Source organism: Bradyrhizobium sp. BRP19 (assembly GCF_020194195.1).
Taxonomy (GTDB): Bacteria; Pseudomonadota; Alphaproteobacteria; order Rhizobiales; family Xanthobacteraceae; genus Bradyrhizobium; species Bradyrhizobium yuanmingense.
Map to the genome: position 1 here is coordinate 102,972 of NZ_JADYVZ010000001.1, position 23,592 is coordinate 126,563.

23 protein-coding genes and 1 pseudogene are annotated in these 23,592 nt (G+C 64.6%); 14 read left to right on the forward strand and 10 right to left on the reverse strand.

The genetic code is table 11. The features are described from left to right. Positions 1-5 precede the first annotated feature (5 nt). From I6F36_RS00505 to I6F36_RS00515, 3 genes are all read left to right on the forward strand, one after another. Positions 6-761 (forward strand): outer membrane protein, encoded by a 756-nt coding sequence (locus I6F36_RS00505; protein ID WP_036028173.1) that lies wholly within the window; start codon positions 6-8, stop codon positions 759-761. Between the two features lie 277 nt (positions 762-1,038). Then, complete coding sequence (gene uvrA, locus I6F36_RS00510; RefSeq protein ID WP_057029260.1) at positions 1,039-4,020, forward strand: excinuclease ABC subunit UvrA; 2,982 nt, start codon at positions 1,039-1,041, stop codon at positions 4,018-4,020. Between the two features lie 82 nt (positions 4,021-4,102). Next, positions 4,103-4,672 (forward strand): DinB family protein, encoded by a 570-nt coding sequence (locus I6F36_RS00515; protein WP_225125297.1) that lies wholly within the window; start codon positions 4,103-4,105, stop codon positions 4,670-4,672. 1 nt (position 4,673) lies between these two features. Here the strand turns inward: I6F36_RS00515 and I6F36_RS00520 are convergent, their stop codons facing one another. Then, a complete protein-coding gene (locus I6F36_RS00520; protein WP_036028168.1) occupies positions 4,674-5,210 on the reverse strand; it encodes an RNA 2'-phosphotransferase in 537 nt (178 codons plus the stop codon). 558 nt (positions 5,211-5,768) lie between these two features. On the opposite strand from I6F36_RS00520, the gene I6F36_RS00525 reads away from it, so the two are divergent. Beyond that, positions 5,769-6,416, forward strand: coding sequence for an HAD-IA family hydrolase (locus I6F36_RS00525; protein WP_036012680.1), 648 nt, complete (start codon positions 5,769-5,771; stop codon positions 6,414-6,416). A 53-nt stretch (positions 6,417-6,469) separates the two neighbouring features. Here the strand turns inward: I6F36_RS00525 and I6F36_RS00530 are convergent, their stop codons facing one another. Beyond that, the gene (locus I6F36_RS00530) at positions 6,470-7,114 is read right to left on the reverse strand and encodes a TetR/AcrR family transcriptional regulator (protein ID WP_036028176.1); all 645 of its coding nucleotides are present in this window, start codon (positions 7,112-7,114) and stop codon (positions 6,470-6,472) included. 105 nt (positions 7,115-7,219) lie between these two features. On the opposite strand from I6F36_RS00530, the gene I6F36_RS00535 reads away from it, so the two are divergent. Together I6F36_RS00535 and I6F36_RS00540 are read left to right on the forward strand one after the other, a co-directional pair. Beyond that, positions 7,220-8,326 carry an acetylhydrolase gene (locus I6F36_RS00535; protein ID WP_225151696.1) on the forward strand — a complete coding sequence of 369 codons (1,107 nt, stop codon included), beginning with the start codon at positions 7,220-7,222 and terminating at the stop codon, positions 8,324-8,326. A 29-nt stretch (positions 8,327-8,355) separates the two neighbouring features. After that, on the forward strand, positions 8,356-9,171 hold the full coding sequence (locus I6F36_RS00540) for a DUF3313 domain-containing protein (RefSeq protein WP_306469099.1): 816 nt from the start codon (positions 8,356-8,358) through the stop codon (positions 9,169-9,171). 63 nt (positions 9,172-9,234) lie between these two features. Here I6F36_RS00540 and I6F36_RS00545 read toward each other — a convergent pair whose 3' ends face one another. The 6 genes and pseudogenes from I6F36_RS00545 to I6F36_RS00570 all read right to left on the reverse strand — a co-directional run bounded on the left by I6F36_RS00545 (position 9,235) and on the right by I6F36_RS00570 (position 15,728). Beyond that, positions 9,235-10,188, reverse strand: a complete 954-nt coding sequence (locus I6F36_RS00545) for a cytochrome D1 domain-containing protein (RefSeq protein WP_109143677.1) — start codon at positions 10,186-10,188, stop codon at positions 9,235-9,237. 2 nt (positions 10,189-10,190) lie between these two features. Beyond that, positions 10,191-10,754 (reverse strand): SRPBCC family protein, encoded by a 564-nt coding sequence (locus I6F36_RS00550; protein WP_225112469.1) that lies wholly within the window; start codon positions 10,752-10,754, stop codon positions 10,191-10,193. Between the two features lie 1,039 nt (positions 10,755-11,793). Then, a pseudogene (locus tag I6F36_RS00555) lies at positions 11,794-12,560 on the reverse strand (AAA family ATPase). A gap of 96 nt (positions 12,561-12,656) precedes the next feature. Beyond that, positions 12,657-13,517, reverse strand: coding sequence for a DUF296 domain-containing protein (locus I6F36_RS00560; protein ID WP_225170871.1), 861 nt, complete (start codon positions 13,515-13,517; stop codon positions 12,657-12,659). Positions 13,518-13,526: 9 nt separating this feature from the next. Next, positions 13,527-15,128, reverse strand: a complete 1,602-nt coding sequence (locus I6F36_RS00565; RefSeq protein WP_225170872.1) for an acyl-CoA synthetase — start codon at positions 15,126-15,128, stop codon at positions 13,527-13,529. A 105-nt stretch (positions 15,129-15,233) separates the two neighbouring features. Then, positions 15,234-15,728 carry a hypothetical protein gene (locus I6F36_RS00570; RefSeq protein ID WP_225170873.1) on the reverse strand — a complete coding sequence of 165 codons (495 nt, stop codon included), beginning with the start codon at positions 15,726-15,728 and terminating at the stop codon, positions 15,234-15,236. Between I6F36_RS00570 and I6F36_RS00575 the strand changes: the two genes are divergently transcribed. Both I6F36_RS00575 and I6F36_RS00580 read left to right on the forward strand, forming a co-directional pair. Then, positions 15,727-16,182, forward strand: coding sequence for a hypothetical protein (locus I6F36_RS00575; RefSeq protein WP_225170874.1), 456 nt, complete (start codon positions 15,727-15,729; stop codon positions 16,180-16,182). The two genes, I6F36_RS00570 and I6F36_RS00575, sit on opposite strands and share 2 nt — an antisense overlap. Positions 16,183-16,265: 83 nt before the next feature. Further along, positions 16,266-16,541 carry a GNAT family N-acetyltransferase gene (locus I6F36_RS00580; RefSeq protein ID WP_036028195.1) on the forward strand — a complete coding sequence of 92 codons (276 nt, stop codon included), beginning with the start codon at positions 16,266-16,268 and terminating at the stop codon, positions 16,539-16,541. Between the two features lie 48 nt (positions 16,542-16,589). Here I6F36_RS00580 and I6F36_RS00585 read toward each other — a convergent pair whose 3' ends face one another. After that, complete coding sequence (locus I6F36_RS00585; protein ID WP_311735376.1) at positions 16,590-17,030, reverse strand: SPW repeat protein; 441 nt, start codon at positions 17,028-17,030, stop codon at positions 16,590-16,592. 276 nt (positions 17,031-17,306) lie between these two features. Here I6F36_RS00585 and I6F36_RS00590 point away from each other — a divergent pair, with 276 nt between their 5' ends. Next, positions 17,307-17,582 carry a GNAT family N-acetyltransferase gene (locus tag I6F36_RS00590; RefSeq protein WP_036044205.1) on the forward strand — a complete coding sequence of 92 codons (276 nt, stop codon included), beginning with the start codon at positions 17,307-17,309 and terminating at the stop codon, positions 17,580-17,582. A gap of 54 nt (positions 17,583-17,636) precedes the next feature. Here the strand turns inward: I6F36_RS00590 and I6F36_RS00595 are convergent, their stop codons facing one another. Beyond that, entirely contained in the window at positions 17,637-18,035 is a 399-nt protein-coding gene (locus tag I6F36_RS00595; protein WP_036028199.1) for a DUF3597 domain-containing protein, read from the reverse strand. 338 nt (positions 18,036-18,373) lie between these two features. On the opposite strand from I6F36_RS00595, the gene I6F36_RS00600 reads away from it, so the two are divergent. From I6F36_RS00600 to I6F36_RS00620, 5 genes are all read left to right on the forward strand, one after another. Continuing rightward, positions 18,374-19,282 carry a DUF2189 domain-containing protein gene (locus I6F36_RS00600; protein WP_225170875.1) on the forward strand — a complete coding sequence of 303 codons (909 nt, stop codon included), beginning with the start codon at positions 18,374-18,376 and terminating at the stop codon, positions 19,280-19,282. A gap of 119 nt (positions 19,283-19,401) precedes the next feature. Next, positions 19,402-20,226: a lytic murein transglycosylase gene (locus I6F36_RS00605; protein WP_036028201.1), complete on the forward strand. Its 825-nt coding sequence runs from the start codon at positions 19,402-19,404 to the stop codon at positions 20,224-20,226. 479 nt (positions 20,227-20,705) lie between these two features. After that, a complete protein-coding gene (locus I6F36_RS00610) occupies positions 20,706-20,858 on the forward strand; it encodes a DUF1127 domain-containing protein (protein ID WP_007590701.1) in 153 nt (50 codons plus the stop codon). Between the two features lie 127 nt (positions 20,859-20,985). Beyond that, positions 20,986-22,413 (forward strand): methylenetetrahydrofolate--tRNA-(uracil(54)-C(5))-methyltransferase (FADH(2)-oxidizing) TrmFO, encoded by a 1,428-nt coding sequence (gene trmFO / locus I6F36_RS00615; RefSeq protein ID WP_225170876.1) that lies wholly within the window; start codon positions 20,986-20,988, stop codon positions 22,411-22,413. Between the two features lie 7 nt (positions 22,414-22,420). Then, complete coding sequence (locus I6F36_RS00620; protein WP_109145786.1) at positions 22,421-23,515, forward strand: serine/threonine protein kinase; 1,095 nt, start codon at positions 22,421-22,423, stop codon at positions 23,513-23,515. The last annotated feature ends 77 nt before the right edge of the window (positions 23,516-23,592 follow it).

Here is a 23,592-nt window from a genome sequence, read left to right on the forward strand (position 1 = left end):
TGGATATGAAGAAGCTTTTGCTGGCTTCGGCCAGCTTGTTCGCACTCAGCGCGTTGGCACCGGCCTCGGCGGCCGATTTGGCAGCCCGCCCCTACACCAAGGCTCCGGTGGCACCGATCGCGGTGTACAACTGGAGCGGTTTCTACCTCGGCGCCAACGCCGGCGGTGGCTGGAGCCGCAACTGTTGGGATCTCACCAGTGTCGGCCCCTTCGTGGTCGCTCCGGCGGTGGCCGAAGGTTGTCACAATGCGACCGGCGCACTCGTCGGCGGCCAGATCGGTTATCGCTGGCAGTCCGCCAACTGGGTATTCGGTCTCGAAGCCCAGGGGGACTGGGCTGACCTGAAGGGTTCGAACATCAGCTCGCCTGCCGCGCTCGCGCCGCTGGTGAACGAGACCAGGATCGACGCCATTGGCCTCTTCACTGGCCAGGTCGGTTATGCCTGGAACAACGTGCTTTGGTACGTGAAGGGCGGCGCTGCCGTCACTCACAACAAGTACACTGGCAGTTTTGGCGGCGTTACGCTCGACACCGCGAACGAAACGCGCTGGGGCGGTACCGTCGGCACCGGCATAGAATTCGGCTTCGCCCCGAACTGGTCGGTCGCTGTCGAATACAACCACCTGTTCATGGGCAGGCACAACGAGACCTTCACCTTCCTCGGCGTGACCACTCGCACCGACAGCATCAAGCAGGACGTGGACATGGCTACCGTTCGACTCAACTACACCTTCGGTGGCCCGGTGGTCGCGAAGTACTGAACTTCCCTGCCGAGGTCACATCGTCACGAAAGGCCGGCCTCGCGCCGGCCTTTTTGTTTTGGCTGGGTGCTCCGCGAGCGGTTCCGCGCGTTCCTGCTGCCAGATCCCGCCAGCACGCCAACAATCCGTTGACGATTCGCAAGTCCCACTGGAAATCCGCCGCCGTTCTTCCTACGTTCGCTGCCATACCCATCGGCGCCGATCCCGGTTCCGGGCGCAGCGCGCCTTTTTTGTTGGCGCGATCGCGCACCTTTGGGCTTCCTTGAGGGCAACTCGGATGGATGAAGTGATCAAGGCGAAGCGCCAACAACAGAACGCGGGCTCCAGCCTGCGCGCAATTACGATCCGCGGCGCGCGCGAGCACAACCTCAAGAATATCGACGTCGAGATTCCCCGCGACAAGCTGGTGGTGTTCACCGGGCTATCCGGCTCCGGCAAATCCTCGCTCGCCTTCGACACCATCTATGCCGAGGGCCAGCGCCGCTACGTCGAATCGCTGTCGGCCTATGCCCGCCAGTTCCTGGAGATGATGCAGAAGCCCGACGTCGACCAGATCGACGGCCTGTCGCCGGCGATCTCGATCGAGCAGAAGACGACGTCGAAGAACCCGCGCTCGACCGTCGGCACCGTCACCGAGATCTACGACTACATGCGCCTGCTCTGGGCCCGCGTCGGCGTGCCCTATTCGCCGGCCACGGGCCTGCCGATCGAGAGCCAGACCGTCTCGCAGATGGTCGACCGCGTGCTGGCGCTGCCCGAGGGCACCCGCCTCTATCTGCTCGCCCCCGTCGTGCGAGGCCGCAAGGGCGAGTACAGGAAGGAGCTCGCCGAATGGCTCAAGAAGGGCTTTCAGCGCGTCAAGATCGACGGCACCTTCCATGAGCTGGCGGAAGCCCCTAGCCTCGACAAGAAATTCCCGCACGACATCGACGTGGTGGTCGATCGCATCGTGGTGCGTGCCGATATCGGCCAGCGCCTCGCCGAGAGCTTTGAGACCGCGCTGAAGCTCGCCGAAGGCCTTGCCGTCGTCGAGTTCGCCGATGCGCCCGCGGCGGCTGCGCCTGCGGAGGAAAAGAAGAAGACCGCGAAAATCCACGACAAGAGCGGGCCCGAGCGCATCCTGTTCTCGGAAAAGTTCGCCTGCCCGGTCTCCGGCTTCACCATCCCCGAGATCGAGCCGCGCCTGTTCTCCTTCAACAATCCCTACGGCGCCTGCCCCGCCTGCGGCGGCCTCGGCGTCGAGCAGCATGTCGACGAAGACCTCGTCATCCCTGAGAAGGATCTGACGCTGCGCAAGGGCGCGATCGCGCCCTGGGCCAAGTCGTCGTCGCCCTATTACGTGCAGACGCTGACCGCGCTCGGCAAGCACTACAAGTTCACGCTCGACACCAAGTGGAAGGATCTGCCGAAGAAGACGCAAAACGCGATTCTCTACGGCTCGGGCGAGGACGAGATCAAGTTCTCCTACGAGGACGGGGTGCGCTCCTACGACACCAAGAAGCCGTTCGAAGGCGTCATCACCAACATCAACCGCCGCTACCGCGAGACCGAGAGCGAGTGGGCCCGCGAGGAGCTGGCGAAATATTTCCACGACGTCCCCTGCGAGGGCTGCAAGGGCTTTCGGCTCAAGCCCGAGGCGCTCTGCGTCAAGGTCGGCGGCAAGCATATCGGCGAAATCTCGGAGCTGTCCGTGAAGGGCGCCGGCGCATGGTTCGAGACCGTGCCGGAGGCGCTGAACGCGCAGCAGAACGAGATCGCGGGCCGCATCCTGAAGGAGATCCGCGAGCGCCTCACCTTCCTGCTCGACGTCGGCCTCAATTATCTGACGCTGTCCCGCTCCTCCGGCACGCTGTCCGGCGGCGAGAGCCAGCGCATCCGCCTCGCCTCGCAGATCGGCTCGGGGCTCACAGGCGTGCTCTACGTGCTGGACGAGCCTTCGATCGGCCTGCACCAGCGCGACAACGCCCGCCTGCTCGATACGCTGAAGCGGCTGCGCGACCTCGGCAACACCGTGGTCGTGGTCGAGCATGATGAGGACGCCATCCGCCTTGCGGACTACGTGCTCGACATCGGCCCAGGCGCCGGCATGCATGGCGGCAACATCGTCGCCGAAGGCACGCCCGCCGAGATCATGCGCAACCCGAAATCGCTGACCGGCAAATACCTGACCGGCGAGCTCGAGGTCGAGGTGCCGGAGCGGCGTCCGCCGAACCATCGCCGCACCATCAAGGTGGTGAACGCGCGCGGCAATAACCTCAAGAACGTCACGGCGGAAATTCCGCTCGGCCTGTTCACCTGCGTCACCGGCGTCTCCGGCGGCGGCAAGTCGACGCTGCTGATCGATACCCTCTACCGCGCCATCGCCCGCAAGCTGAACAATGCCAGCGAGGGCGCCGCCCCGCACGACCGCATCGAGGGCCTCGAGCACATCGACAAGATCATCGACATCGACCAGTCGCCGATCGGCCGCACGCCGCGCTCGAATCCGGCGACCTATACCGGCGCGTTCACGCCGATCCGCGAATGGTTCGCCGGCCTGCCGGAAGCGAAAGCACGTGGCTACGAGCCCGGCCGCTTCTCCTTCAACGTCAAGGGCGGCCGCTGCGAGGCCTGCCAGGGCGACGGCGTCATCAAGATCGAGATGCACTTCCTGCCCGACGTCTACGTCACCTGCGACGTCTGCAAGGGCAAGCGCTACAACCGCGAGACGCTGGAGGTGCTGTTCAAGGGCAAGAGCATCGCCGACGTGCTCGACATGACTGTCGAGGAAGCTGCCGAGTTCTTCAAGGCGGTGCCGCGCGTGCGCGAGACTTTTCAGACATTGCACCGCGTCGGCCTCGACTACATCCATGTCGGCCAGCAAGCGACGACGCTCTCGGGCGGCGAAGCCCAGCGCGTCAAGCTGGCAAAAGAATTGTCAAAGCGCGCCACCGGCCGCACGCTCTACATCCTGGACGAGCCCACCACCGGCCTGCACTTCCACGACGTCAAGAAGCTGCTGGAGGTGCTGCACGAGCTGGTCGCGCAGGGCAACACGGTCGTCGTCATCGAGCACAATCTCGAAGTCATCAAGACCGCCGACTGGGTCATCGATCTCGGCCCCGAAGGCGGCGACGGCGGCGGCGAGATCGTGGCGTGGGGACCTCCGGAAGACATTGCGAAGGCGCCGCGAAGCTATACGGGCAAATTTTTGGCTCCCGTGCTGGAGAAGGCGCGGAAGCCGAAGCGGAGGCGTGCGGCGAGCGAGGCGGCGGAGTAGATTGCGCTGCATCGAAGCCACAGGGCTGTAGGGCGGATTAGCGGAGCGTAATCAGCCACTATTCGATCGGGAAAGAACCGACATGTCCGCTGGACTCGTACAAACCTACCGCGCCTTCGCCCACAACAACGCTTGGGCGAACCATCGCCTGCTCGCCGCCTGCGCTGCGCTATCCCAATCTGAATTCGAAGCCCCCCGCACCGGCTTCTTTCCAAGCCTGCAGCGTACGCTGAACCACATCTACATCATCGACTTCTTCTACATCGATGCGCTTGAAGGGGGCTGGCTCGGACCGGCAGCCTGGAAGAACGAGGTGCCGTACCCCTCGTTAGCCGAGCTCAAAGCTGCCCAGGCCGCAATGGACAACCGCCTGATTGCGATCTGCGATGCGCTGACAACTGAACGGCTCGACGCCTTCGTCCGGATCAACCGCGATACGAGCGTTCAAACCGAGCGCTGCGACCGGCTGCTCATGCATCTCTTCCAGCATCAAGTTCATCATCGCGGACAGGCGCATGCCATGCTGTGCGAAACGGATGTCGCGCCCCCGCAGCTCGACGAGTTCTTCGCGGAAGGCGAAGCGCCGCTGCGAGCCGCCGAATTCGCCGAACTCGGCTGGACCGAGGAGACCGTTTGGAAATCCAGGACGTAAGCTACGCCAGGAACTCCGGCGGCACATGGTCGGTCAGCCACACACCGTTCTCTGCGCGAAAAAACTTGAATCCCTTGGCATGCATGCTGCCGGCATCGACCTTGAAGATGTGCGGCTTGCCGTGGCGCTGACCGACACGCTGCGCAGTTGCCTCATCGGAGGACAGATGCACCTGCTGGCGCGCCTGCGGCTTCAGGCCCTCGGACAGGATCGCCTCGACAAACCGTGTCGCCGTGCCATGATACAGGATCGACGGCGGCTCCTGCGGCGCCAAGCCAAGTTCAACCGAGACGGAATGTCCTTGCGCGGCGCGAATGCGATCAGTTCCAGGGGATAGCGAGAAACGCTTCTTGTCGCTCTCTGCGACGACGCGCAGCAGATCATCGCGGCCAAACTTTGTGCCGGCGGCATTTGCCTTGGCGATCAGGTCGTCGATGCTGGCCCACCCGTGCGAATCCAGCACCAACCCGATCGTTTCCGGCTGGTGGCGCAGGACCAGGCTCAGAAATTTGCTGAGCTGGGTGTCATTGATCGGCATGGTTACCCTTCCAGTCCCGCATCACTACACTCAAGTGGTTGGCAAGGCCAGATGATCGATCTGGAGGGAGCAATGAGCCAGTCGAACCTATACGCTATTTCGGAACGCGATCCTCGCCGAGCAACAGGTGACTTGCGTCTACGAGGGTCGCCGTCGCGAGCTCTGTCCGCATATCATCGGCACCGACAAGTCCGGTGACGAAGCCGTGCTGGCCTGGCAGTTTGCAGGCGAAAGCAGCAGGCGCTGCCGCAATGGCGCTGCCTGAAGCTGGCCAATGTCAGTGGTGCCCGGGCGCGGGATGGCCGCTGGCATGAAGGCGGCTCGCATAAGAGCACCCAGACCTGCGTGGCGAAGATCGATCTCGACATCAATGTCGATGTTCGTAAGTTGCGGTGAGAGAGCTACAGGGGTCGAGATCGGAATCGAACCCCGTCGATCACGACGTAACGGCCGATCGCAGGGTTGATTTCGATCCGCTCGTGTCGCATGGCTGTCCTCGAACTCCACGAATATTAGCACGCGACCTCACGCTTGTCAGCGAGCTCAAAATCCGGCCTCATGCCCTATTCCCTCGCCATATTCGATCTCGACGGTACCCTCGCCGACAGCTTCCCGTGGTTCCTGCGCACCATCAACGACGTCGCGGACCGCTTCGGCTTTCGCCGCGTAAAGGACGAGGATGTCGAGGAGCTGCGCCACGCCTCGTCGCGCGAGATCCTCGCCAAGCTCGAAGTGCCCATGTGGAAGCTGCCGGCGATCGCGCGGCATGCGCGGCGTCTGAAGGCGGAGGCGGCTTCCGAGATTTCGCTGTTCGCAGACGTCGAGACGATGCTGCGAACGCTGGCCGAGAACGGCGTGCAGCTGGCGCTGGTGACGTCCGACAGCGAGGCCAATGCGCGCGAGAAGCTCGGGGACGCCGCAGCGCTGTTCTCGCATTTCGACTGCGCAGCGTCGCTGTTCGGCAAGGCCGCGAAATTCCGCCGGGTCATCCGCCGCGCCGGCGTCGCGCCTAGCAGGGTGATCTCGATCGGCGACGAGGTCCGCGACATCGACGCGGCGCGGGCGGTCGGGATCGCCTGCGGCGCGGTGTGCTGGGGCTATGCGGCACCGGCGGCGCTAACGGCGCTTCGGCCCGACCATGTGTTCGAGCACATCCGTGACATCGCGCCGGCGCTGATCGGCGTCACAGCTCCGATGCGGGCTTAACACCACCGCGCGGCCGTATTGCTTTTCCATCGAGAGCCCGGGCCGGCCCTCACTCACTCGCCGGATCGACCGGCAGCCTTGCGCGAGGCTCCCGCTCCGATCTCCCGGTTCAGGCACGCAAAAGCCTCTTTCACGTAGACGGCCAAGGGCCGCTTGCCCTGGTCGCGATTCCAACTGTCCATCGCAAGCCGCAAGGCTCCGACCGACATCATGGCGACCACGCGCAGCGCAGCCTGCCGATGCGGCTGCGGCCACATCTGGGACAGCGCCGCGAACACGGCAGCTTCCTTCTCGACGTATTTCGCCTGCTGCCGGATGCGAAGCGACTCGTTCGCGGACATCAGGCGCTCGATCACTTTTGTTTGCTTGTAATCGACCGGGAAGCGGGCTGTCAGCTCCAGCAGGCCGTTCCTTGCGGCATCGAGCGGCGACTGCTTGGTCGTTTGCTCGAGCACGGCGGCACGCAAGGTCTCGCTGAAACCACCATCCTGCCACGCCAGGAGGATCTCTTCCTTGGACTTGAAGTAGTAGAAGAACGTCCGCCGCGAGATCCCCGCCGCCTCCGCGATCGCGTCGAGCGTGGTGGCATCATAGCCCCTGGTCAGAAACAGTTTAAGGCCCTGCTCGGCGATACGATGCAGCGTTTCGCGCCGCTTCCGCTCGCGCAGGCCTTCCTCCTTCCGGGATGAACTTTTCATGACCTGTTTTGCCATGAAATCGACCAGTTTGCAAAATTACACTAAGTGCAATACGTCGATTACACTCGGTGCGACTTCATACAAGGTGCCTTCATGGTGAACGGGTTGAGCGACACTTCCTCTCGGCATGTGCGATCCGCGCACGCGAATGGCGCGGACGCTGCGAGCGGAGCGACAAGCCTGACCCGACGGCGGTTCGGTGCCGCGCTGCTGGCGATCGCCGTCACGGCCACGCTCGCCGCGCCTCCAGCCCGGGCGCAGTCCGCGCCCCCCGCGGTCGTCGACTTCGACTGGGTCGATCCGGCGCGTTCGCGGCCCGTTCCGGCGCGCCTGCACTGGCCGGCGGATGTTGCGCCGGGATCGCGCGTGCCGCTCATCGTGTTCTCCCATGGGCTCGGCGGCTCTCGCCGGGGCTACAGCTATCTGGGGCGATATTGGTCGGCCCGCGGCGTCGCCAGCCTGCATGTTCAGCATGCCGGCAGCGATTCCTCGCTCTGGGCGGGCAATCCCCTCGCCGTCGTGGACCGCCTGCAGCGTGCCGCTCACGAGAGCGAGGCGCTGGCGCGAGCCCTGGATCTGCGCTTTGCCCTGGATCGCATGCTGTCGAGTCCCCATGGTGCCCACGTAGACCGCCGGCGCATCATGGCGGCGGGGCATTCCTATGGGGCGAACACGGCGCTTGTTGCGGTTGGCGCCCGCGTGATGCGCGACGGCAAGTGGGTCGAGGCGCGCGACCCGCGCTTTGCCGCCGCCATTGTCATTTCGGCCCCTCCATTCTATGGCGAACCCGATCTTGCCTCGGTGTTGAGCAGGATCACCGTTCCAACCCTGCACGTGACGGCGACGAAGGACGTCATCCAGATCCCCGGATATTACTCACCCGCTGCCGACCGGCTGGAGGTCTTCAACGCCATTGCCACACCGCGCAAGCTGCTTGCCGTGTTCGAAGGCGGCTCGCACAGCATCTTCACCGATCGTTCGTTCACCGGTGGTCCGGCGCTCAACCCGAAGGTGAAGCTCGCGACGGCCGAGCTCACCCTGGCCTTTCTCGACCTGGTTTTCGATGGCAACGGTGCCACGCTGGCGCGCTGGAACGTGACCTGGCAGCCCATGCTCGCCTCGGCGCCGGGCGCCGCACCTTCTCCCCTGCCCGTCGCGCAGTCCCGGCGCGTGGCCCAGGGAGTGGCGACCGGTCTCGTTCCCTCGCCATGAGGTGGCTCGCAGTTGCGGTCTTGAGCTCGATGGCCGCCGGTTGCGCGGCGGCTCCGCTGGAACGAGCGGGGTCGCTGGCCTCCTACGACGATCTCACGCCGTCCGATGGTCTCTTGACCAAGTCGCAGCTCCGGATCAGCAAGGCTGATGTTCTCGCCGCGAAGACCGCTCGCATCGAGCCGACCGCGTTCACGGCGACCGCAGCCAGCCAGCCGTTCACGCCGCAGCAGCGCAGGCTGATCAAGAACGCAATCAACAGAGCGATGTGTCTTGCGCTCAGCGAGCGCTTCCGGATCGTAGCTCCCACGGAGGCTGCGGACTTGAATGTTCGCGCCGTCATCACACAGATTGCGCCGACCGATGCGGCGGCAGCCGGCGTCTCCAAGGTCGCGAGCGTCGTGCCGTCCATCGTCGCTCCCGGCGTGCCCATTCCGGTGCCGCGCCTTCCGATCGGACTGGGAAGCCTGTCCGTCGAGGCCGAGGCCCGTGACCGCAGCGGCAACCAACAGGCGGCCATGATCTGGGCGCGCGGAGCGAACTCCTTCACCAGCGCTCCGCGTGTATCGAGCGATGGCGACGCCTATGACCTGGCCGAGGCTTTCGGAAGCGATTTCGGGAGGTTTCTCGTTGCCGCGGAGAGCCCGTTCGGGAAGGTCCCCACGCCGCCTTCCGTCGACAGATTGAGCGCCTCTCTCGGTGGTGCGCCCAAGGAAGCGATCTGCGAAACATTCGGCCGGGCGCCAGGATTGGCAGGCCTGGCCGGAGAAAGAATCGGGCTGCCGCCGGACTGGACCGACCGAGGCGCGCCGGAGAACACGATCTTGGAAGCGCAGAACGTCAATTGAGCTCTGGCGGAATGGCCGCTTGAATTCGGCCGGCCGGAGCAAGCGGCCTCGGGTTGTGACGAACTACTCCGTCCTGCGCAGGAACGCCCCGAACGCCCTTGGGCCGTCGCCGGTCTTGATCTCGCCGATCACCTTGAGCTCGGCCGCATCGATGATGCTTAGCGTGTTGCTTTCCCAGCAGGCGACAATGACGCGCTTGCCGTCGGCAGTCGCCGCAATGCCTTCGGGATAGTCGCCGACATGGATGCGCTTGACCGGCTTGAGGCTCGCCAGGTCGAACACGCTGACGGTGCCGCCATATTGGTCGGTGACGAAGCCTCGGCCTAGCGTCAGCGCCACCGCATATGGGCGCATGCCGACCGGCACGCGGCCGATCTCGCGGCCTTCCGCGATATCGATCACGGAGACATCGTCGGAGCCGACATTGGCGGTGTAGGCGCGCTTGCCCTCGGCATCGATGGTGACGCCGAACGGGCGGGTGCCGACCTTGATCACGGCCTTGCGTTGGCGCGTTGCCGTTTCCACCACCGAGACGCTGTCGTCGTCGCGGTCCGCCGAGAGCAGCAGCTTGCCGTCGGGCGTCACCGCAAGACCCGACGGCGAGGCGCCGACCGCGATGCTGGCGACAACGCTGCGCGAGGCCGTATCGATCACCCGCACCGCGGCCGCGTACCAATCGGCGACATAGACCGTCTTGCCATCGGGCGCCACGGCAATGCCGAGCGGCCCGCCGCCGACCTCGACGCGGCCGGCGACCTGCCGCGTGGCAGCGTCGACCACCGTCACCGCCTTGGCATCCGGGCTCGTGACATAGGCAAAGCGCCCGTCGGCGCTGACGGCGACGCCGGCCGGCTTGCCGCCGATTGGGATGGTCGCAACGCCGCGCGCGCCAGCGAGATCCACCACCATCAGATCTTCGCTGAGCTGGTTGGTGACGAACGCCTCGTCGGCGCGCGCGCTTCCAAAGCCGGCGTAACAAAGGCTGGCGGCGAGCGCCGCCAGAACCAGCGCTCGCACGATCAGCTGCCGCTCTCGATCTTCTTCTTGAGCGCCTCGAGCCCGGCCTTGTACAGCCCGCTCACGGCCTTGATCGCGGCCTCGTCGCTCAGCTCCGGCGGCGGGTCGTTGTTGGGATAGCCGCGATAGAACGCGCCGGCCCATTCCAGCTTGGCCTTGCCATCAGGCGCGGGCGAGACCGTCAGGGTCGAGGAATAATTGGTCACAGGCAGCACCTTCACGTCGACCTTGGTGATCCGGTACGAATAGCTCTGCATGTCGGGCTCGTATTTGTAGAGCTCCTCCTCGACCGTCCCGCCGCCCGTCAGGGTCAGCTTGCGCGTCGCGCCGATCTCGTTGCCCTTCTCGCCTTCGGTCTTGGTGACCGGCTGAAGCCAGCTCATGTCCTGGAAATTGCCGATCACCGCCCACACCTTGGCGGGGGCCGCGTTGATCTCGATGGATTCCCGCACCTTCTGCCGCGTCGGCCCATGGGCCCAGACCGGCTCGAAGGCGGTCATCAGAGCCATCCCCGCCACCGCCAGCGCCGCCACCCCGGCGATCGCCGGTCTGCTTCTCATCCTCATCTCGTTTCCTCGTTTCTCAATCTGCGCGACTTGGAACGCGCGCTGAGGTCATGCTAGCGCATTTTTGGGCCATGGGGAGACCCGTTCGTGGCACGGCGGTGGCAAAGCCAATGCACACTATTGATCGGGTTGGCGGACGGGCAAAACACCAGACCGGGGTCAATCATGCCAAGCCGAAATAATTCGCTTTACGCGAATTCGGAATTATCGCATGTTGCGCCTACCCCAACCCGGGCCGAGGGGCGCATCGCGATCGTCACGAACGCGGGATGGGAGGTGGTGGACGCAGGCAGCGTCGCGCGCAAGCGGTTTGCAGGGCGGATCACTCCGTGAGCAGGCTAGGCGCGCACACGACGGGCGCAGTCTGCGTACGGCAAAATCGTGTGGTCCTGGCGCCCGGGGTCTGTGCGCCAAAGGCTTGCGGTGACGTTGCGGGCCGACCGGGCCCGCACCGTCAGTCATCCGCAAGGCGACGGGGGCAATAGTGCATCGCTCCCCGGGGAGAGCACGACATAAGCCGTCAACCCACTGCGCAGGGAAGGCCGGATGTTTGGCTTCACCTGTATGCCGCTGTGCAGCTTTTTCAAGCACACGCTTCGCACAGTGGACCGCGGGTGCCAGCCGGCACCCGGCCTTCCCTGCGCCCTCGGCACTCTCGAGGGTGGCGAATGCAGCAAAGCTCGGGCGGACTCTGCCGCGAGGATGTGAAGCCGCGCCAGCGAATTGATAACGGTCTCGTGCCACAGACGCTGCGCAGCACCATAAGCGCGTTCACGCGCGTCTTCGACGCTATGGTGATGCGCTGCAGAACCGAAGCCCATGCATCCGCGATGCTGCGGCTTTCTGAGTCCCGGCTCTGCGCCGCAATGCTCACGCGTTGCAGCTTGACCGGGACACGGGAGTTGGCGCACTGCTGCTCCACACTCCGTCATTGCGAGCGCAGCGAAGCAATCCAGACTGCTGCCGCGGAAAGATTCTGGATTGCTTCGCTGCGCTCGCAACGACGACCGAGAGAGCTACTGTTAGGGGATTCCCTCACCTACTCCCCCAGCGTCGCCTCCACGAACCCGCGCGGATCGACACAAAACTCACGCATCAACCGGTAATGGTCGGTCTGCTCCACCGTGACAGGCTCCAGGCCGTATTTGCCGAGCCGCAGCGCCGCGCGTTGGGATAGGCCATGAGCATCGGCGAATGCGTTGCCATGATGACCTGGCAGATGCGGGAGTCTTCCATGCGCCGCAGTAGCTTGAGGAATTCGATCTGGCGCGCCGGCGACAGCGCCGATTCCGGCTCGTCGAAGATGAAGATGCCCTGGCGCTGGCAACGCTCCTCGAAGAAGCGCAGAAAACCTTCGCCATGGGAGTGCGACAAGAAATCGGGACCGACCTGGCCGGCGTCGCGCGCAGCCTTGTCCAGATATCGCGCGACCGAGAAAAAGCTCTCCGCACGAAAGAACCAGCCGTTGGTGATCTTCGGCAGCCAGCTTGCGCGCAGCGCCTTGGAGAGTTGGCCGCCCATCTCCTCGCGCGCTTCGGAATGATCGACCGGCTTGTAGCCCTTGCCGCCGCCGGCATCGTCATAGCCGGCGAACGCTGCGATGCCTTCGAGGATGGTCGATTTCCCGGTGCCGTTCTCTCCAACGATGATCGTGATGGGACTATCGAAGCTAAGCTCGAAATCATCCGGGAAGATGGGCAAGCAGAACGGATAGGCCTCGCGGTCGCGAACCTGCGACGGATCGAGCCATACCCGCTTCAGATACGGCGCTGGCAGGTTGATCGTTCGATTGCCTCTTCGTGCCATGACTTCCCGCCGCTCCTCGCGCCCGCGATGGAACGTAACAGGAACATTTGGAGTGCAAAAGCGCTATCTTGCACCCACTCCCTTACGGCTGACGAGCTAGTCCCCTGCCTCCAGCACCAGCTCCATCGTCATCAGCACCGGATTGTCGCCACGGATCAGACGCCCCTCCGCAACGCCGCCGGTATAGTCGATCAGGGCGACATCGAGCGCAGCTTCCAGCGCGCCGGAGGCGCCGGGCGCGATTGTCCCTGCCGTAATCGCCAGCTCCGTCGCAAACGGCTCGGTCACGCCGCCATGGCTGAAGCGCGCGCCGATGGTCGAGCCGACGCCGCCATGGATCTTCGCGCGGGCGATGCCGTTCGTGCGGCAGAACGCTTCGAGTGCACCGGCAAAATCCTGGTTCGGGCGCAGGCGGAGCGCGAAGGCGCGGCTCGTCGTGCGCACGCCGGTGCTTGCAGCCGCGACCGGTCCGAACAGCTTGAAGTTGGTCTCCGCATCCGGCTCGGCCGTGAACATCGCACCGTCGAGACCGAAGGCCTCGACCTCAAACGGCTCGGCGACGACGGTCTCGTCCGGCATCATGTGGCCGCCGCTCGTCTTGCCGTCAGCCTCCGTCCACAGTCCGTGGCAATGAAAGAACGGCGCACCGTCGCGCGTGCCCAGCGTCATGCTGCCGAGCCTCAAACGCGTCACGCCGGCGGGCCGGAACGTATCGCTGTAGAACGCCGCATTCTCACCGGTCTTCGACAGCGCCGGCATGACATAGGCGAACGGCCCGAGCGCGCCATGGCGAAAATTCAGCACGCCGCCGGCGAAGCCCTCCGCGGCAAAGCCGCGCCGCGCGGCCTCCAGCAGCGGCAGACCGGCCTGAAGTGTGAACGAGAAAGCGCGTCCCCTCGCCTCCACCCATTGAATGCGTTCGGGAAGCGGCGCGCCCGGCTGCTTGATGCTCCGCATCTGGTGCGCTCAGCTCGCCTTGTCGAGGTCGAGCAGCCCGCGCGCCTCGAGCTCGTCGCGCACCATGCGCTTCGGCACCTTGCCGTAGCCCGATTTCGGCAGCGCGTCCCAGAAGAAGAAGCGCTTCGGCATCTTGTAGCGCGGCACTTTCGGCGACAAGAACGCCGCCATCTCCGCTTCGGTCACCGCCTTCGCGCCTTCTCGGACGACGCAGACGGCGACGCCGACCTCGCCCCAGGTCGCGTCGGGCACGCCCAGCACGGCGACCTCGCCAATCCCGGGATGGGTCAGGATCTTCTCCTCGATCTCGCGCGGATAGATATTGGAGCCGCCGGAGATGTACATGTCCGACGCACGTCCTGTGATGTACACAAAACCCTCCTCGTCCATGTGGCCGAGGTCGCCAGTGCGGAACCAGCCATTGCGGAACGCCTTCGCATTGGCTTCGGGGTTGTTGTAATAGCCGGCGAACACGGCAGGCCCGATCACGCAGATCTCGCCGCTCTGGTTGGCCTTGAGCTCGCGGCCCTCATCGTCCTGAATCGACACCTGCATGCCGGTGCGCTCGAAGCCGCAGGTGCCGATCCTGGCGTGCGGGCTGTCCTCCGGGTCGTGCAGCGCCGCCGGCAGCACGGTGATGTTGCCGGTGACCTCACCGAGGCCAAAATACTGCACGATCACCTTGCCGAGCTTCTTCAACGCCGCCTTCTGGTCCTCGCGATACATCGGCGCGCCTGCATAGATGACGTAGCGCAGCGAGGAATGGTCGTATTTGCCGGCGGCGGGATGCTCGACCATCATCTTCAGGATGGTCGGCACGGTGAAGAGATTGCTGACGCGATGCGCCTCGATCAGGCGGAACGCCTCGTTGATGTCGAATTTCTCGGTCGGCAGCAGCACGGTGCGCGCGCCGCGCGCGGTCTGCATCAATTGGTGCACGCCGGCGCCGTGCGACAACGGTGCCACCACCAGCGAGGCATCCTGCTCGGTCGTGCCGGGCGTCAGATCGGCGAGATGATTGGTAACGACGAATCCCATCTGGCCGTGGGTGAGCACGGCCGCCTTGGAGCGTCCAGTGGTGCCGGAGGTGAAGAAGAACCAGCAGGGATCGTCATGCTCGACCGCGACATTCTCCACAACGGCGCCCGCATGCGAGGCGATCGCATCGGCCACCGAGCGCTCGCCGAACGCGGCCTTGCCGTCGACGCTCCAGGTGAACTCCAGCGCACCGTCCTTCACCGCCGCGGCGTGCTCGGGGAAATCGACATGGCACAGGAACGCCTTGGCGCCGGAGGCCTGCGCGAGATAGCTGACCTCATCAGGCAGCAGACGGAAATTGGTGGGCACCCAGACCGCGCCGAGCCGAAACGCGGCGAACATCGAGACAAACATCTCATCGCCATTCTTGGCATGGACGAGGATGCGGTCGCCCTTGGCAATGCCCCGCGCGGCGAGCGCCGCGGCCAGGGCGGAGACCTGCGCATCGATCTCGCGCCAGGTCCAGGACTTGTCCCCCCAAACGAAGCCGGGACGCGCGCCATGCCGCCGCGCATTCTGGGTGAGCATATAGGCGAGATTCATGACGCGGCGGGACATGCGCAGGGGCTGCATCGGGCTTCCTCTTCGACGACGGGCGGCACGCAAGCCGTCCGTTCATTGCAGCCCATTTATCGCCATCGCCAGCGGCCCTGCAAGGCCGGCTGCCGCGGACTTGGCCTACTGCTTGAACGCAAAAGGCGTCGCCGTGATGGCCTTGGTCTTCCAGCAGGCTTGCGGACCAAAGCCGCCGCAGAAACTGCCATGCAGATCGAAGCGGATGGTGCGCGTGGCGCCGCGCTTCACCGGCGCTGCCATGATCCTGTAGCGAAGAACGTAGCCGTCGAACACCTCGCGCAGATTGCCGTCCGGCAGCGTCACCAGGATCTTCATAACGCAACCGCCGGTTCCGCAATAGGTCGTCTCGCGATCGCCGCATTTGGTGTCCTGGAAATCGACGATGTAGTCCTCACGACCATCGCCGGTCAGGTCGATCCTGCGCACCGTATCATGCGCGAAGGTCACCTCGCCGCCTTGCTGGCTCTCGCATTCCTCGTTGGCGTAGCGCACAGCCTTCTGCACGCCGGGCGGATATTCGGCCGGATTGAACGGCTTTGCGTCGCCGGCACGCGCGCCGGTCACGAGCAAGCTGAGCAGAAGGATCAGATATCGCATGGTCGTTGGTCGCAACCATAACCGCTATCGTTCAGAAAATCTTAAACATGATCGACGCAACCTCGCTCAGTTCTCGCGTACAGAGTGCCGCATCATGGTCAAAGCGCCTGCCCTCCTTCTGTTGTCACTGGCGCTCGCCGGATGTGCCGCGACTCCGCAAGCGCATCTGGCATCCGATCTCGCCGTCAAGCCTGCGCGTTATGCCTGGGATGGCGCCGGCGAGGATCCCAACCGGCCCCGCGCCGCCTCGCAGCCGACACGAACCTCCAGCCGCTCCGAGCGCAACAGGTTGCAAGCCGACGCTCAGCCCCATTCGAAGGAACGGTGGCAGGCGCAGGATGGCATCGAGGCCGAACAGGACGCCAGGGTCAACCGCTCCCTGGTCATCTGCCAGGGCTGCCTCCGCCCGCAGCCGCAGGCCGAAGATTCCAGGCTCGCCAAAGCGACCGATTGAACGGAACAGCTTCGGATTGGAAACCCCGGCCGGACCGTGCGTTACGATCTCGTGCGCGAGGCCGGCAGCTGCAAGGCAATGATATGAGCGACGTCATCAACAACAAGGCCCATCACCGCTATGAGCTCGACGTGGAGGGTCATCTTGCGACCGAGCACTACCGGCTCGACGGCGGTGTCATCACCTTCGAGCACACCGACGTGCCGAAGGAGCTTGGCGGCAAGGGCATTGGCTCGAAGCTGGTGCAAGGCGCGCTCGACCAGGTCCGCGCCGACGGATTGAAGCTGATCCCGCAATGCCCGTTCGTGAAGGCGTGGATCGACAAGCACCCGGACTATGCGGATCTCGTGACACGGTGAGTGCCCAGGCCCGCCGCTCGTGGCCGGCGGGCCCGCCGTACTTACGGTCTATTGTCCGTGCTTGAGCAAGTCCTGGTCATTCATATCCCAGTCCTGCCATAGCTGGAGAATGCCGAGCAGCACCACCACCGCACCAAGGGTCGTGTGATAGATGCGGAGAAATCCCTCACCGGAATAGCCGATCACGTATGGCGAGGCGATGAGCCACAGTCCGGCCAGGATCGTCATCACCTCCTGCCAGCGCTGCAAGGCGACATATTCGAGCTGGCTGATGCCAAATACGACGAGACCGATCGCAACGGTGTTCAGGATGGCCGTCTGGTGACCGGAGATCGCCTGATCCTGGATCGGGAACCACGGCGAGGCCACGATCAACGCGCCCAGCAGCATCCCACACCAGTCTTCCCACGTTCGATGAGTCTTCAAGAAACCAGAATCCGACATCGTACCCTCCTGCAAAAGAGGCATACGTCTGCGGCTGGCGATCATGACACTCCGAATATCTGGCGACCCTGCCGGCCGCATTCGGGCGTATGTCCTTTCCAGGACGTGGGAACCGAAGTCCGGCTTGCAAGAGCGGTATCGGGAATTATTTGCGGAGTCGCGGGACCATGCTCGCCGGGCGCCATGGCCATACCGCAGTGCGGTCAGGGCGGCGCGCATTTGCAGATATCTCGTCTGCGCAATCTCCCCCTGGTCTCACCTTGGCAAGGGCCGTGTCAGCCTCCTAGATCAGGAGGCACCTGCAGTTCGGAGGGACCCCGCATGGCGGCTTCGGTACGCGACAACAAGGACAGGAGCCGCTTCGAGCTCGATGTCGGCGACGACATCGCCTTCGCCAATTACCGGCTGACGCCGTCGGCCGTAATCATCACCCACACCGAGACGCCGCGCGCGTTGCGCGGGCGCGGCATCGGCTCCGAGCTGGTCAAGGGCGCGCTCGACCTGATCCGGCGCGACGGCAAGAAGGTGATCGCCGGCTGCGGCTTCGTCGTCGACTATCTCGATCGGCATCCGGAGGATGCGGATCTGGTCGCCTGAATGCAAAAGGGCCGGCGGCGATCGCGGGCCCCTGAGGCACTACCCCAGGTCCGGTCAGTGCTTGATCTCCGGCGGCAGCTTGCCGCCATTAGCGGCGAGCTTGGACATCACCTGCTTGTGCAGCCAGACGTTCATGCTCGCCGAGTCGTTCATGTCGCCGCTGTAGCCCAGCTCCTTGGCGAGATCCTTGCGCGCAGCGAGGCTGGAATCGATGTCGAGCGCCTTCATGAGGTCGACGATGGAGGTACGCCATTCCAGCTTCTCGCCCTTGTGCGCGGCGGCCGCCTTGTCGACGATCGCCGCCACGTCGACCGCAGCCATGGGTGCGGCGGCCGGCGCCGAAGGACTTGCCGACCCTGCGGGGGCGCCCGGCGAAGCGGCGCCACCGGCCGGCGCAGCGGAGGCCGGCTGGCCGCCGAAGATCGCGCTGATGATTTTCCCGAAAATGCTCATGTCTGCTCCCCGAAAAGGAATCCATTGGAAGGGCCTTGCGTGGCACTTATAGACGAAGTTGGTGCGCCGCGCCCGCGAAGTTGCGCGAACGGACAGCAGCATCAGCTTATCTGCGGCGAAATGACGACAGAATGACGCCGCATTGATTGCGTCGCGGCATCGAAATTTCACCCAAGCGTGAGGGACAGGACTCGGACTTGGGAGTATGCTTGCCGTTCAGCTCGCGATCCATCCGGAATTCGCGTCTGGTCGGGATCGTGGGATTTCAAGAGAATGGGCGGCCGCTTGTGCCGTTTGCCGGCGCCGGATGCAGCCGCTTGGCAAGGGAGCTAGCGACCATGGCCACACTCTACCAGGGCAATGTCCCCACGATGGCCCAGCCCACGGATGAGGCTGGACTGGTGATCCGAACCATACAATTGTCCGATCTGCACGACGCGCTCAGGCGCGGCTGGGAGGATTTCAAGGCCGTTCCGAGCCACGCCATCATCCTCTGCGTGATCTACCCGGTGCTCGGCCTCGTGCTCGCCCGTGTGGTGATGGGCTATTCGGTGCTGCCGCTGCTGTTTCCGCTCGCCGCGGGCTTCGCACTGATCGGGCCCTTCGCTGCGCTCGGGCTCTACGAGCTTTCCAGCCGGCGCGAGCGCTATGAACCGGCCAGCGCCTGGGATGCCATGGAGGTGCTGCGATCGCCGTCGTTCGGCGCGATGCTCGGCCTCGGTACATTGCTGCTCGCCCTGTTCGTCACCTGGGTGGCGACCGCGCAGGCGATCTATGTCGCGGCGTTCGGCTACGAGGGCGTCACCGGATTCTCGGACTTCATGATGCGCGTGCTGACGACGCAGCAAGGCTGGTGGCTGATCGTGGTTGGCTGCGGCACCGGATTCCTGTTCGCGCTCGCCGCGCTCTGTCTCAGTGCCGTGTCGTTCCCCTTGATGCTGGACCGCCATGCCGGTGCGTTCGAGGCGATGAGCACCTCGCTGCGCGTGGTCGCGAAAAACCCGGTGCCGATGGCGGCCTGGGGCCTAATCGTGGCGGTGCTGCTCGCGCTTGGCACGATCCCGGCCTTCCTCGGCCTCGCCGTTGTGGTCCCGCTGCTCGGGCACGCCACGTGGCACCTTTACCGCAAGGTGATCGCGTCCGATCCGGGCGCACGTCCGGTCCCCCCTCCGCCGCATCGGGCGCGCAAGCCGGCCGCCGACTTCCCGGCCAACCTTTTCCCGTGGCGGAATCGGACTGACGTCTGACAATCTCGTGACGTGCGGCCCTGGCCGGTTCGGACAGGGCCGCGCGCCTTGCTTTGGCCGCGGTTACAGCCGAGATTATGCTGCCGGTCAGGTCAATTCACGGAAATCCATTTCATCTGATGACTCCGACGATTTCTCGTCTTGCTCTCGCAGCCTTGGCCGTCTCCGCGTCCCTTCTCTCAGTCCAGCCAGCGCCCGCCGCGGTTGCCTGCGACTCGGGCAATTTCGACGCTTGGCTGGCTGATTTCAAAACCGACGCTGCGGCGAAGGGCATCTCGCAGCAGACCATCACTGCCGGGCTTGCCGGCGTCACGTTCGACCAGAGCGTGCTCAACCGCGACCGCTCGCAAAAGGTCTTTACCCAGAGTTTCGAGGAGTTCTCCGGCCGCATGGTGCCGCCACGCTTGGAGCGCGGCTCCAACAGGATGAAGCAATACGGCTCGGTGCTGTCGCGCATCGAGCAGGCCTATGGCGTGCCGGGCGAAGTCCTGGTCGCGATCTGGGGCCTGGAGACCGATTTCGGCGTCAACACCGGCAAGTTTGCAACGATCCGCTCGCTTGCAACGCTCGCTTACGATTGCCGTCGCTCCGAGCAGTTTCGCGCCGAGCTGTTGGATGCGTTGCGCATCGTCCAGCGCGGCGATCTTGCGCCTGCCGACATGAAAGGCGCCTGGGCCGGCGAGCTCGGCCAGACCCAGTTCATGCCGTCATCCTGGATGAAATATGCCATCGACTTCGACGGCAACGGCAAGCGCGATCTTCTGCATAACGTGCCCGACGTGCTCGCCTCCACGGCCAATTATCTGGTCGGCTATGGCTGGCAGAAGGGCAAGGACTGGCAGCCGGGCAGCCCGAACTTTGAGGTGCTCAAGCAGTGGAACAAGAGCGAGGTCTACTCCAAGACCGTGGCCTATTTTGCCGCACAGCTCGCACGCGCCCCTTAGATCTCAGCCTAGCCGAACCGCGCCGAATCGCCGCTGCCGAACCCCGGCAAGCGGGCCTAGCCTGTAGCGGCGCCAGCGCATCGCTCATGGGCGCATTTTCGGTATTCAATGGATCTTAAAGTGAATCTATATTCATACAACAGCGTCGCGTCCTATGCGAATCAGGCAGGCATGACTTGAGTCTATAAGCTGCTGGGTTGAACTTGCTGGCCGCTTATAGGCAACCTATTTCCGCGATGACCCAGATCAATCTTTGACATAAACCCGTTATTTCACGGGTACTTATCGCGGACACCGGACGACCTTGGCCAAGCTCTGGGCGGGAGCGCCTTCCGGTTAATCATCCGTTACGTACGCCATGCGCATAGCGCTTAGCTGCATCGCAACATCGGAACTTTCGCACTGCACCACTCTCACCTATATTCATTTCAACGATGAGGCCTCAAGCAAAGGCTGAATCGAACTACAGGAGACTACCAATGCTGCTCTCGCTCATCCGCATGATCCAGGCCTTCCGGGACTATCAGCGCAATGTTGCCGAGCTGTCCCAGCTCAGCGATCGCGAATTGGCCGATATCGGCCTCGATCGCTCGGACATCCCGCGCGTTGCCGCCGGTCAGTATCAGGGCTGATATCCTTCAGCCCTTCACTAGAACGGACCGATAGCGCCCGCCTCGTGCGGGCGTTGTCGCATCTGGTGGCAGAAAACTCGATCTCGGCGATTCCACTCTCCGCCGAAAAGCGCTACCTGTCCGCCCCATGACAGGACCCCAATCCAACCTCGTCCACGTGATCGGTGCCGGCCTCGCCGGTTCGGAAGCTGCCTGGCAGATTGCGAAGTCCGGCGTGCCCGTGGTGCTGCACGAGATGCGGCCGACCCGCATGACCGACGCGCACCGCACCGACGGACTTGCCGAGCTCGTCTGCTCCAACTCGTTCCGCTCGGATGACGCCGCCAACAACGCCGTCGGCCTGCTGCATGCGGAGATGCGCCGCCTCGGCTCGCTGATCATGCGCGCGGCCGACGCCAACCAGGTGCCCGCCGGCGGCGCACTCGCGGTCGATCGCGACGGCTTCTCGGCGGCCGTCACCAAGGCGCTGAACGATCATCCCCTGATCGAGATCGCGCGCGGCGAGATCGCGGGCCTGCCGCCGGCCGCGTGGAGCAACGTCATCGTCGCCACCGGCCCCCTCACCTCCGCGCCGCTGGCCGACGCCATCCGCGAGCTGACCGACGAGAACGCGCTCGCCTTCTTCGACGCCATCGCGCCGATCGTGCACCGCGAATCCATCGACATGTCGGTGGCCTGGTTCCAATCGCGCTACGACAAGGTCGGCCCCGGCGGCAACGGTGCCGACTACATCAACTGCCCCATGACCAAGGAGCAGTATGAGGGCTTCGTCGCCGCGCTGATCGCCGGCGCGAAGACTGAGTTCAAGGAATGGGAGACCAACACGCCCTATTTCGACGGCTGCCTGCCGATCGAGGTGATGGCTGAACGTGGCCCCGAGACGCTGCGCCATGGTCCCATGAAGCCGGTCGGCCTCACCAACCCGCACGATCCCACCACGAAACCGTACGCGATCGTGCAACTGCGCCAGGACAACAAGCTCGGCACGCTCTACAACATCGTCGGCTTCCAGACCAAGCTGAAGTATGGCGAGCAGCAGCGCATCTTCCGCACCATTCCGGGGTTGGAGAACGCCGAATTCGCCCGCCTCGGCGGCCTGCATCGCAACACCTTCCTGAACTCGCCGAAGCTGCTCGACGGCCAGCTGCGGCTGCGCGCACAGACGCGGCTGCGCTTCGCCGGCCAGATGACGGGCTGCGAAGGCTATGTGGAATCCGCCAGCGTCGGCTTGATCGCGGGTCTCTATGCAGCCGCGGAAGCGCGCGGCGAGACGCTTGTCAGCCCGCCGGCTACGACCGCACTGGGATCGCTGCTCGGTCACATCACCGGCGGCCATATCGAGACCATCGAGCCGGGCACGCGCTCGTTCCAGCCGATGAACATCAATTTCGGCCTGTTTCCACCGCTCACGAGCGTGCCAACGAAGAAGCCCGACGGCACGCGGCTGCGCGGCAACGAGAAGACGGTGGCCAAGAAGCAGGCGCTGAGCGCACGGGCGCTCGCCGATCTCGATCGCTGGATCGCCGATCACCTGCGCATTGCCGCCGCCGCGTGAGTTTGCAATGAGCTTGCCCAAAGACGACGCGGCAGAGCTGTCGGCGCGCTGGACCGAAGGCGTGATGCTCAAGCGCGACGTGTTCTCGACCGTCGAGCGCGGCCGTTTCCGCAGCGAAAGCGGCGAGATCGACGCGGTGCTGCGCCGGCTCGACGAGGTGCCATGGTGGTCGTTTCTGCTGGCACGCCACCTGTTCGCCCGCGAGAAGCAGGCCCTGGTGCGGGCCAAAGGCCTCGACGTCGGCCCCGAGCTGCTCTGGGCCGGGCGCCGCGCTCTGGTGCGCGGCTTCGTCGACGGCGTCGCGCTGCACCTGGCAAAGCCCCATGGCGATGTCGCCTATTTCCGCTCCGCCAAGGCCGCACTGCGTCGGCTGCGCCGCGCCGGCATCTGCCACAACGATCTCGCCAAGGAGCAGAACTGGCTGGTCGGCCGCGACGGCCGCGCCTATGTCACCGACTTCCAGCTCGCCGCGTGCTTCAAGCGCCGCGGCCGGCTCTATCGCATCCTCGCCTATGAGGACCTCCGGCATCTGCTCAAGCACAAGCGCTCCTACGCGCCCGAGGCGCTGACGCCGCGAGAGCGAAAGATCCTGGCGAGGAAGTCGTTCGCCGCGAGCCTATGGCTCGCCACCGGCAAGAAGGTCTATCGCGCCATCACCCGCGGCCTGTTCAACTTCACCGATCGCGAGGGCGGCGGCCGTCGGCTCGTCAACGACGCGCCGGTGCTGGCCGAGCTGATCCGCCGGAATCCCGCCGTGCGCGACGCCGCCATCGTCGCCTTTGCCGACCGTCGCTCCGGTGTCGGGCTTTACGCCTTCGTCGAAGCCGATCAGGCCGCGCTCGAGGGCCAGCTCCGCAGCGAGCTTGCCGCCTCCAAGGGACCGAAGCCGCCCGAGCACATCCAGGTCGTGCACGCCCTGCCACGCAACGCCAGCGGCAAGCCACGCATCGAGGTCCTGCAACTGGTCGCCATGAACCAGCTCGACCTGATCGAGCCGATGATGAAGAACGAGCAGGATCGCGCCTTCCTCAAGGATATCCTGGAGCAGCGCAAGAACCTGCGCGACCGCTTCAATTTCGAGGCGAAGCTCCCGACGAGCTAGCGCGGAATCTGCGCCTTGAAGCCTCCACAATGGCGATCGAGAAGCGCTTGGATCAGGAAGGGTTGGCAGAGATCATG

Coding starts and splice junctions, on each gene's coding strand:
- I6F36_RS00620 (WP_109145786.1), top strand. CDS start 22,421: ATGAGCTTGCCCAAAGACGACGCGGCAGAGCTGTCGGCGCGCTGGACC.
- I6F36_RS00520 (WP_036028168.1), bottom strand. CDS start 5,210: ATGCCGATCAATGACACCCAGCTCAGCAAATTTCTGAGCCTGGTCCTG.
- uvrA (WP_057029260.1), top strand. CDS start 1,039: ATGGATGAAGTGATCAAGGCGAAGCGCCAACAACAGAACGCGGGCTCC.
- I6F36_RS00515 (WP_225125297.1), top strand. CDS start 4,103: ATGTCCGCTGGACTCGTACAAACCTACCGCGCCTTCGCCCACAACAAC.
- I6F36_RS00550 (WP_225112469.1), bottom strand. CDS start 10,754: ATGAGGATGAGAAGCAGACCGGCGATCGCCGGGGTGGCGGCGCTGGCG.
- I6F36_RS00610 (WP_007590701.1), top strand. CDS start 20,706: ATGCTGCTCTCGCTCATCCGCATGATCCAGGCCTTCCGGGACTATCAG.
- I6F36_RS00600 (WP_225170875.1), top strand. CDS start 18,374: ATGGCCACACTCTACCAGGGCAATGTCCCCACGATGGCCCAGCCCACG.
- I6F36_RS00585 (WP_311735376.1), bottom strand. CDS start 17,030: ATGATCGCCAGCCGCAGACGTATGCCTCTTTTGCAGGAGGGTACGATG.
- I6F36_RS00540 (WP_306469099.1), top strand. CDS start 8,356: ATGGCCGCCGGTTGCGCGGCGGCTCCGCTGGAACGAGCGGGGTCGCTG.
- I6F36_RS00505 (WP_036028173.1), top strand. CDS start 6: ATGAAGAAGCTTTTGCTGGCTTCGGCCAGCTTGTTCGCACTCAGCGCG.
- I6F36_RS00580 (WP_036028195.1), top strand. CDS start 16,266: ATGAGCGACGTCATCAACAACAAGGCCCATCACCGCTATGAGCTCGAC.
- I6F36_RS00590 (WP_036044205.1), top strand. CDS start 17,307: ATGGCGGCTTCGGTACGCGACAACAAGGACAGGAGCCGCTTCGAGCTC.
- I6F36_RS00605 (WP_036028201.1), top strand. CDS start 19,402: ATGACTCCGACGATTTCTCGTCTTGCTCTCGCAGCCTTGGCCGTCTCC.
- I6F36_RS00570 (WP_225170873.1), bottom strand. CDS start 15,728: ATGCGATATCTGATCCTTCTGCTCAGCTTGCTCGTGACCGGCGCGCGT.
- I6F36_RS00565 (WP_225170872.1), bottom strand. CDS start 15,128: ATGCAGCCCCTGCGCATGTCCCGCCGCGTCATGAATCTCGCCTATATG.
- I6F36_RS00575 (WP_225170874.1), top strand. CDS start 15,727: ATGGTCGTTGGTCGCAACCATAACCGCTATCGTTCAGAAAATCTTAAA.
- I6F36_RS00560 (WP_225170871.1), bottom strand. CDS start 13,517: ATGCGGAGCATCAAGCAGCCGGGCGCGCCGCTTCCCGAACGCATTCAA.
- I6F36_RS00595 (WP_036028199.1), bottom strand. CDS start 18,035: ATGAGCATTTTCGGGAAAATCATCAGCGCGATCTTCGGCGGCCAGCCG.
- I6F36_RS00525 (WP_036012680.1), top strand. CDS start 5,769: ATGCCCTATTCCCTCGCCATATTCGATCTCGACGGTACCCTCGCCGAC.
- trmFO (WP_225170876.1), top strand. CDS start 20,986: ATGACAGGACCCCAATCCAACCTCGTCCACGTGATCGGTGCCGGCCTC.
- I6F36_RS00530 (WP_036028176.1), bottom strand. CDS start 7,114: ATGAAAAGTTCATCCCGGAAGGAGGAAGGCCTGCGCGAGCGGAAGCGG.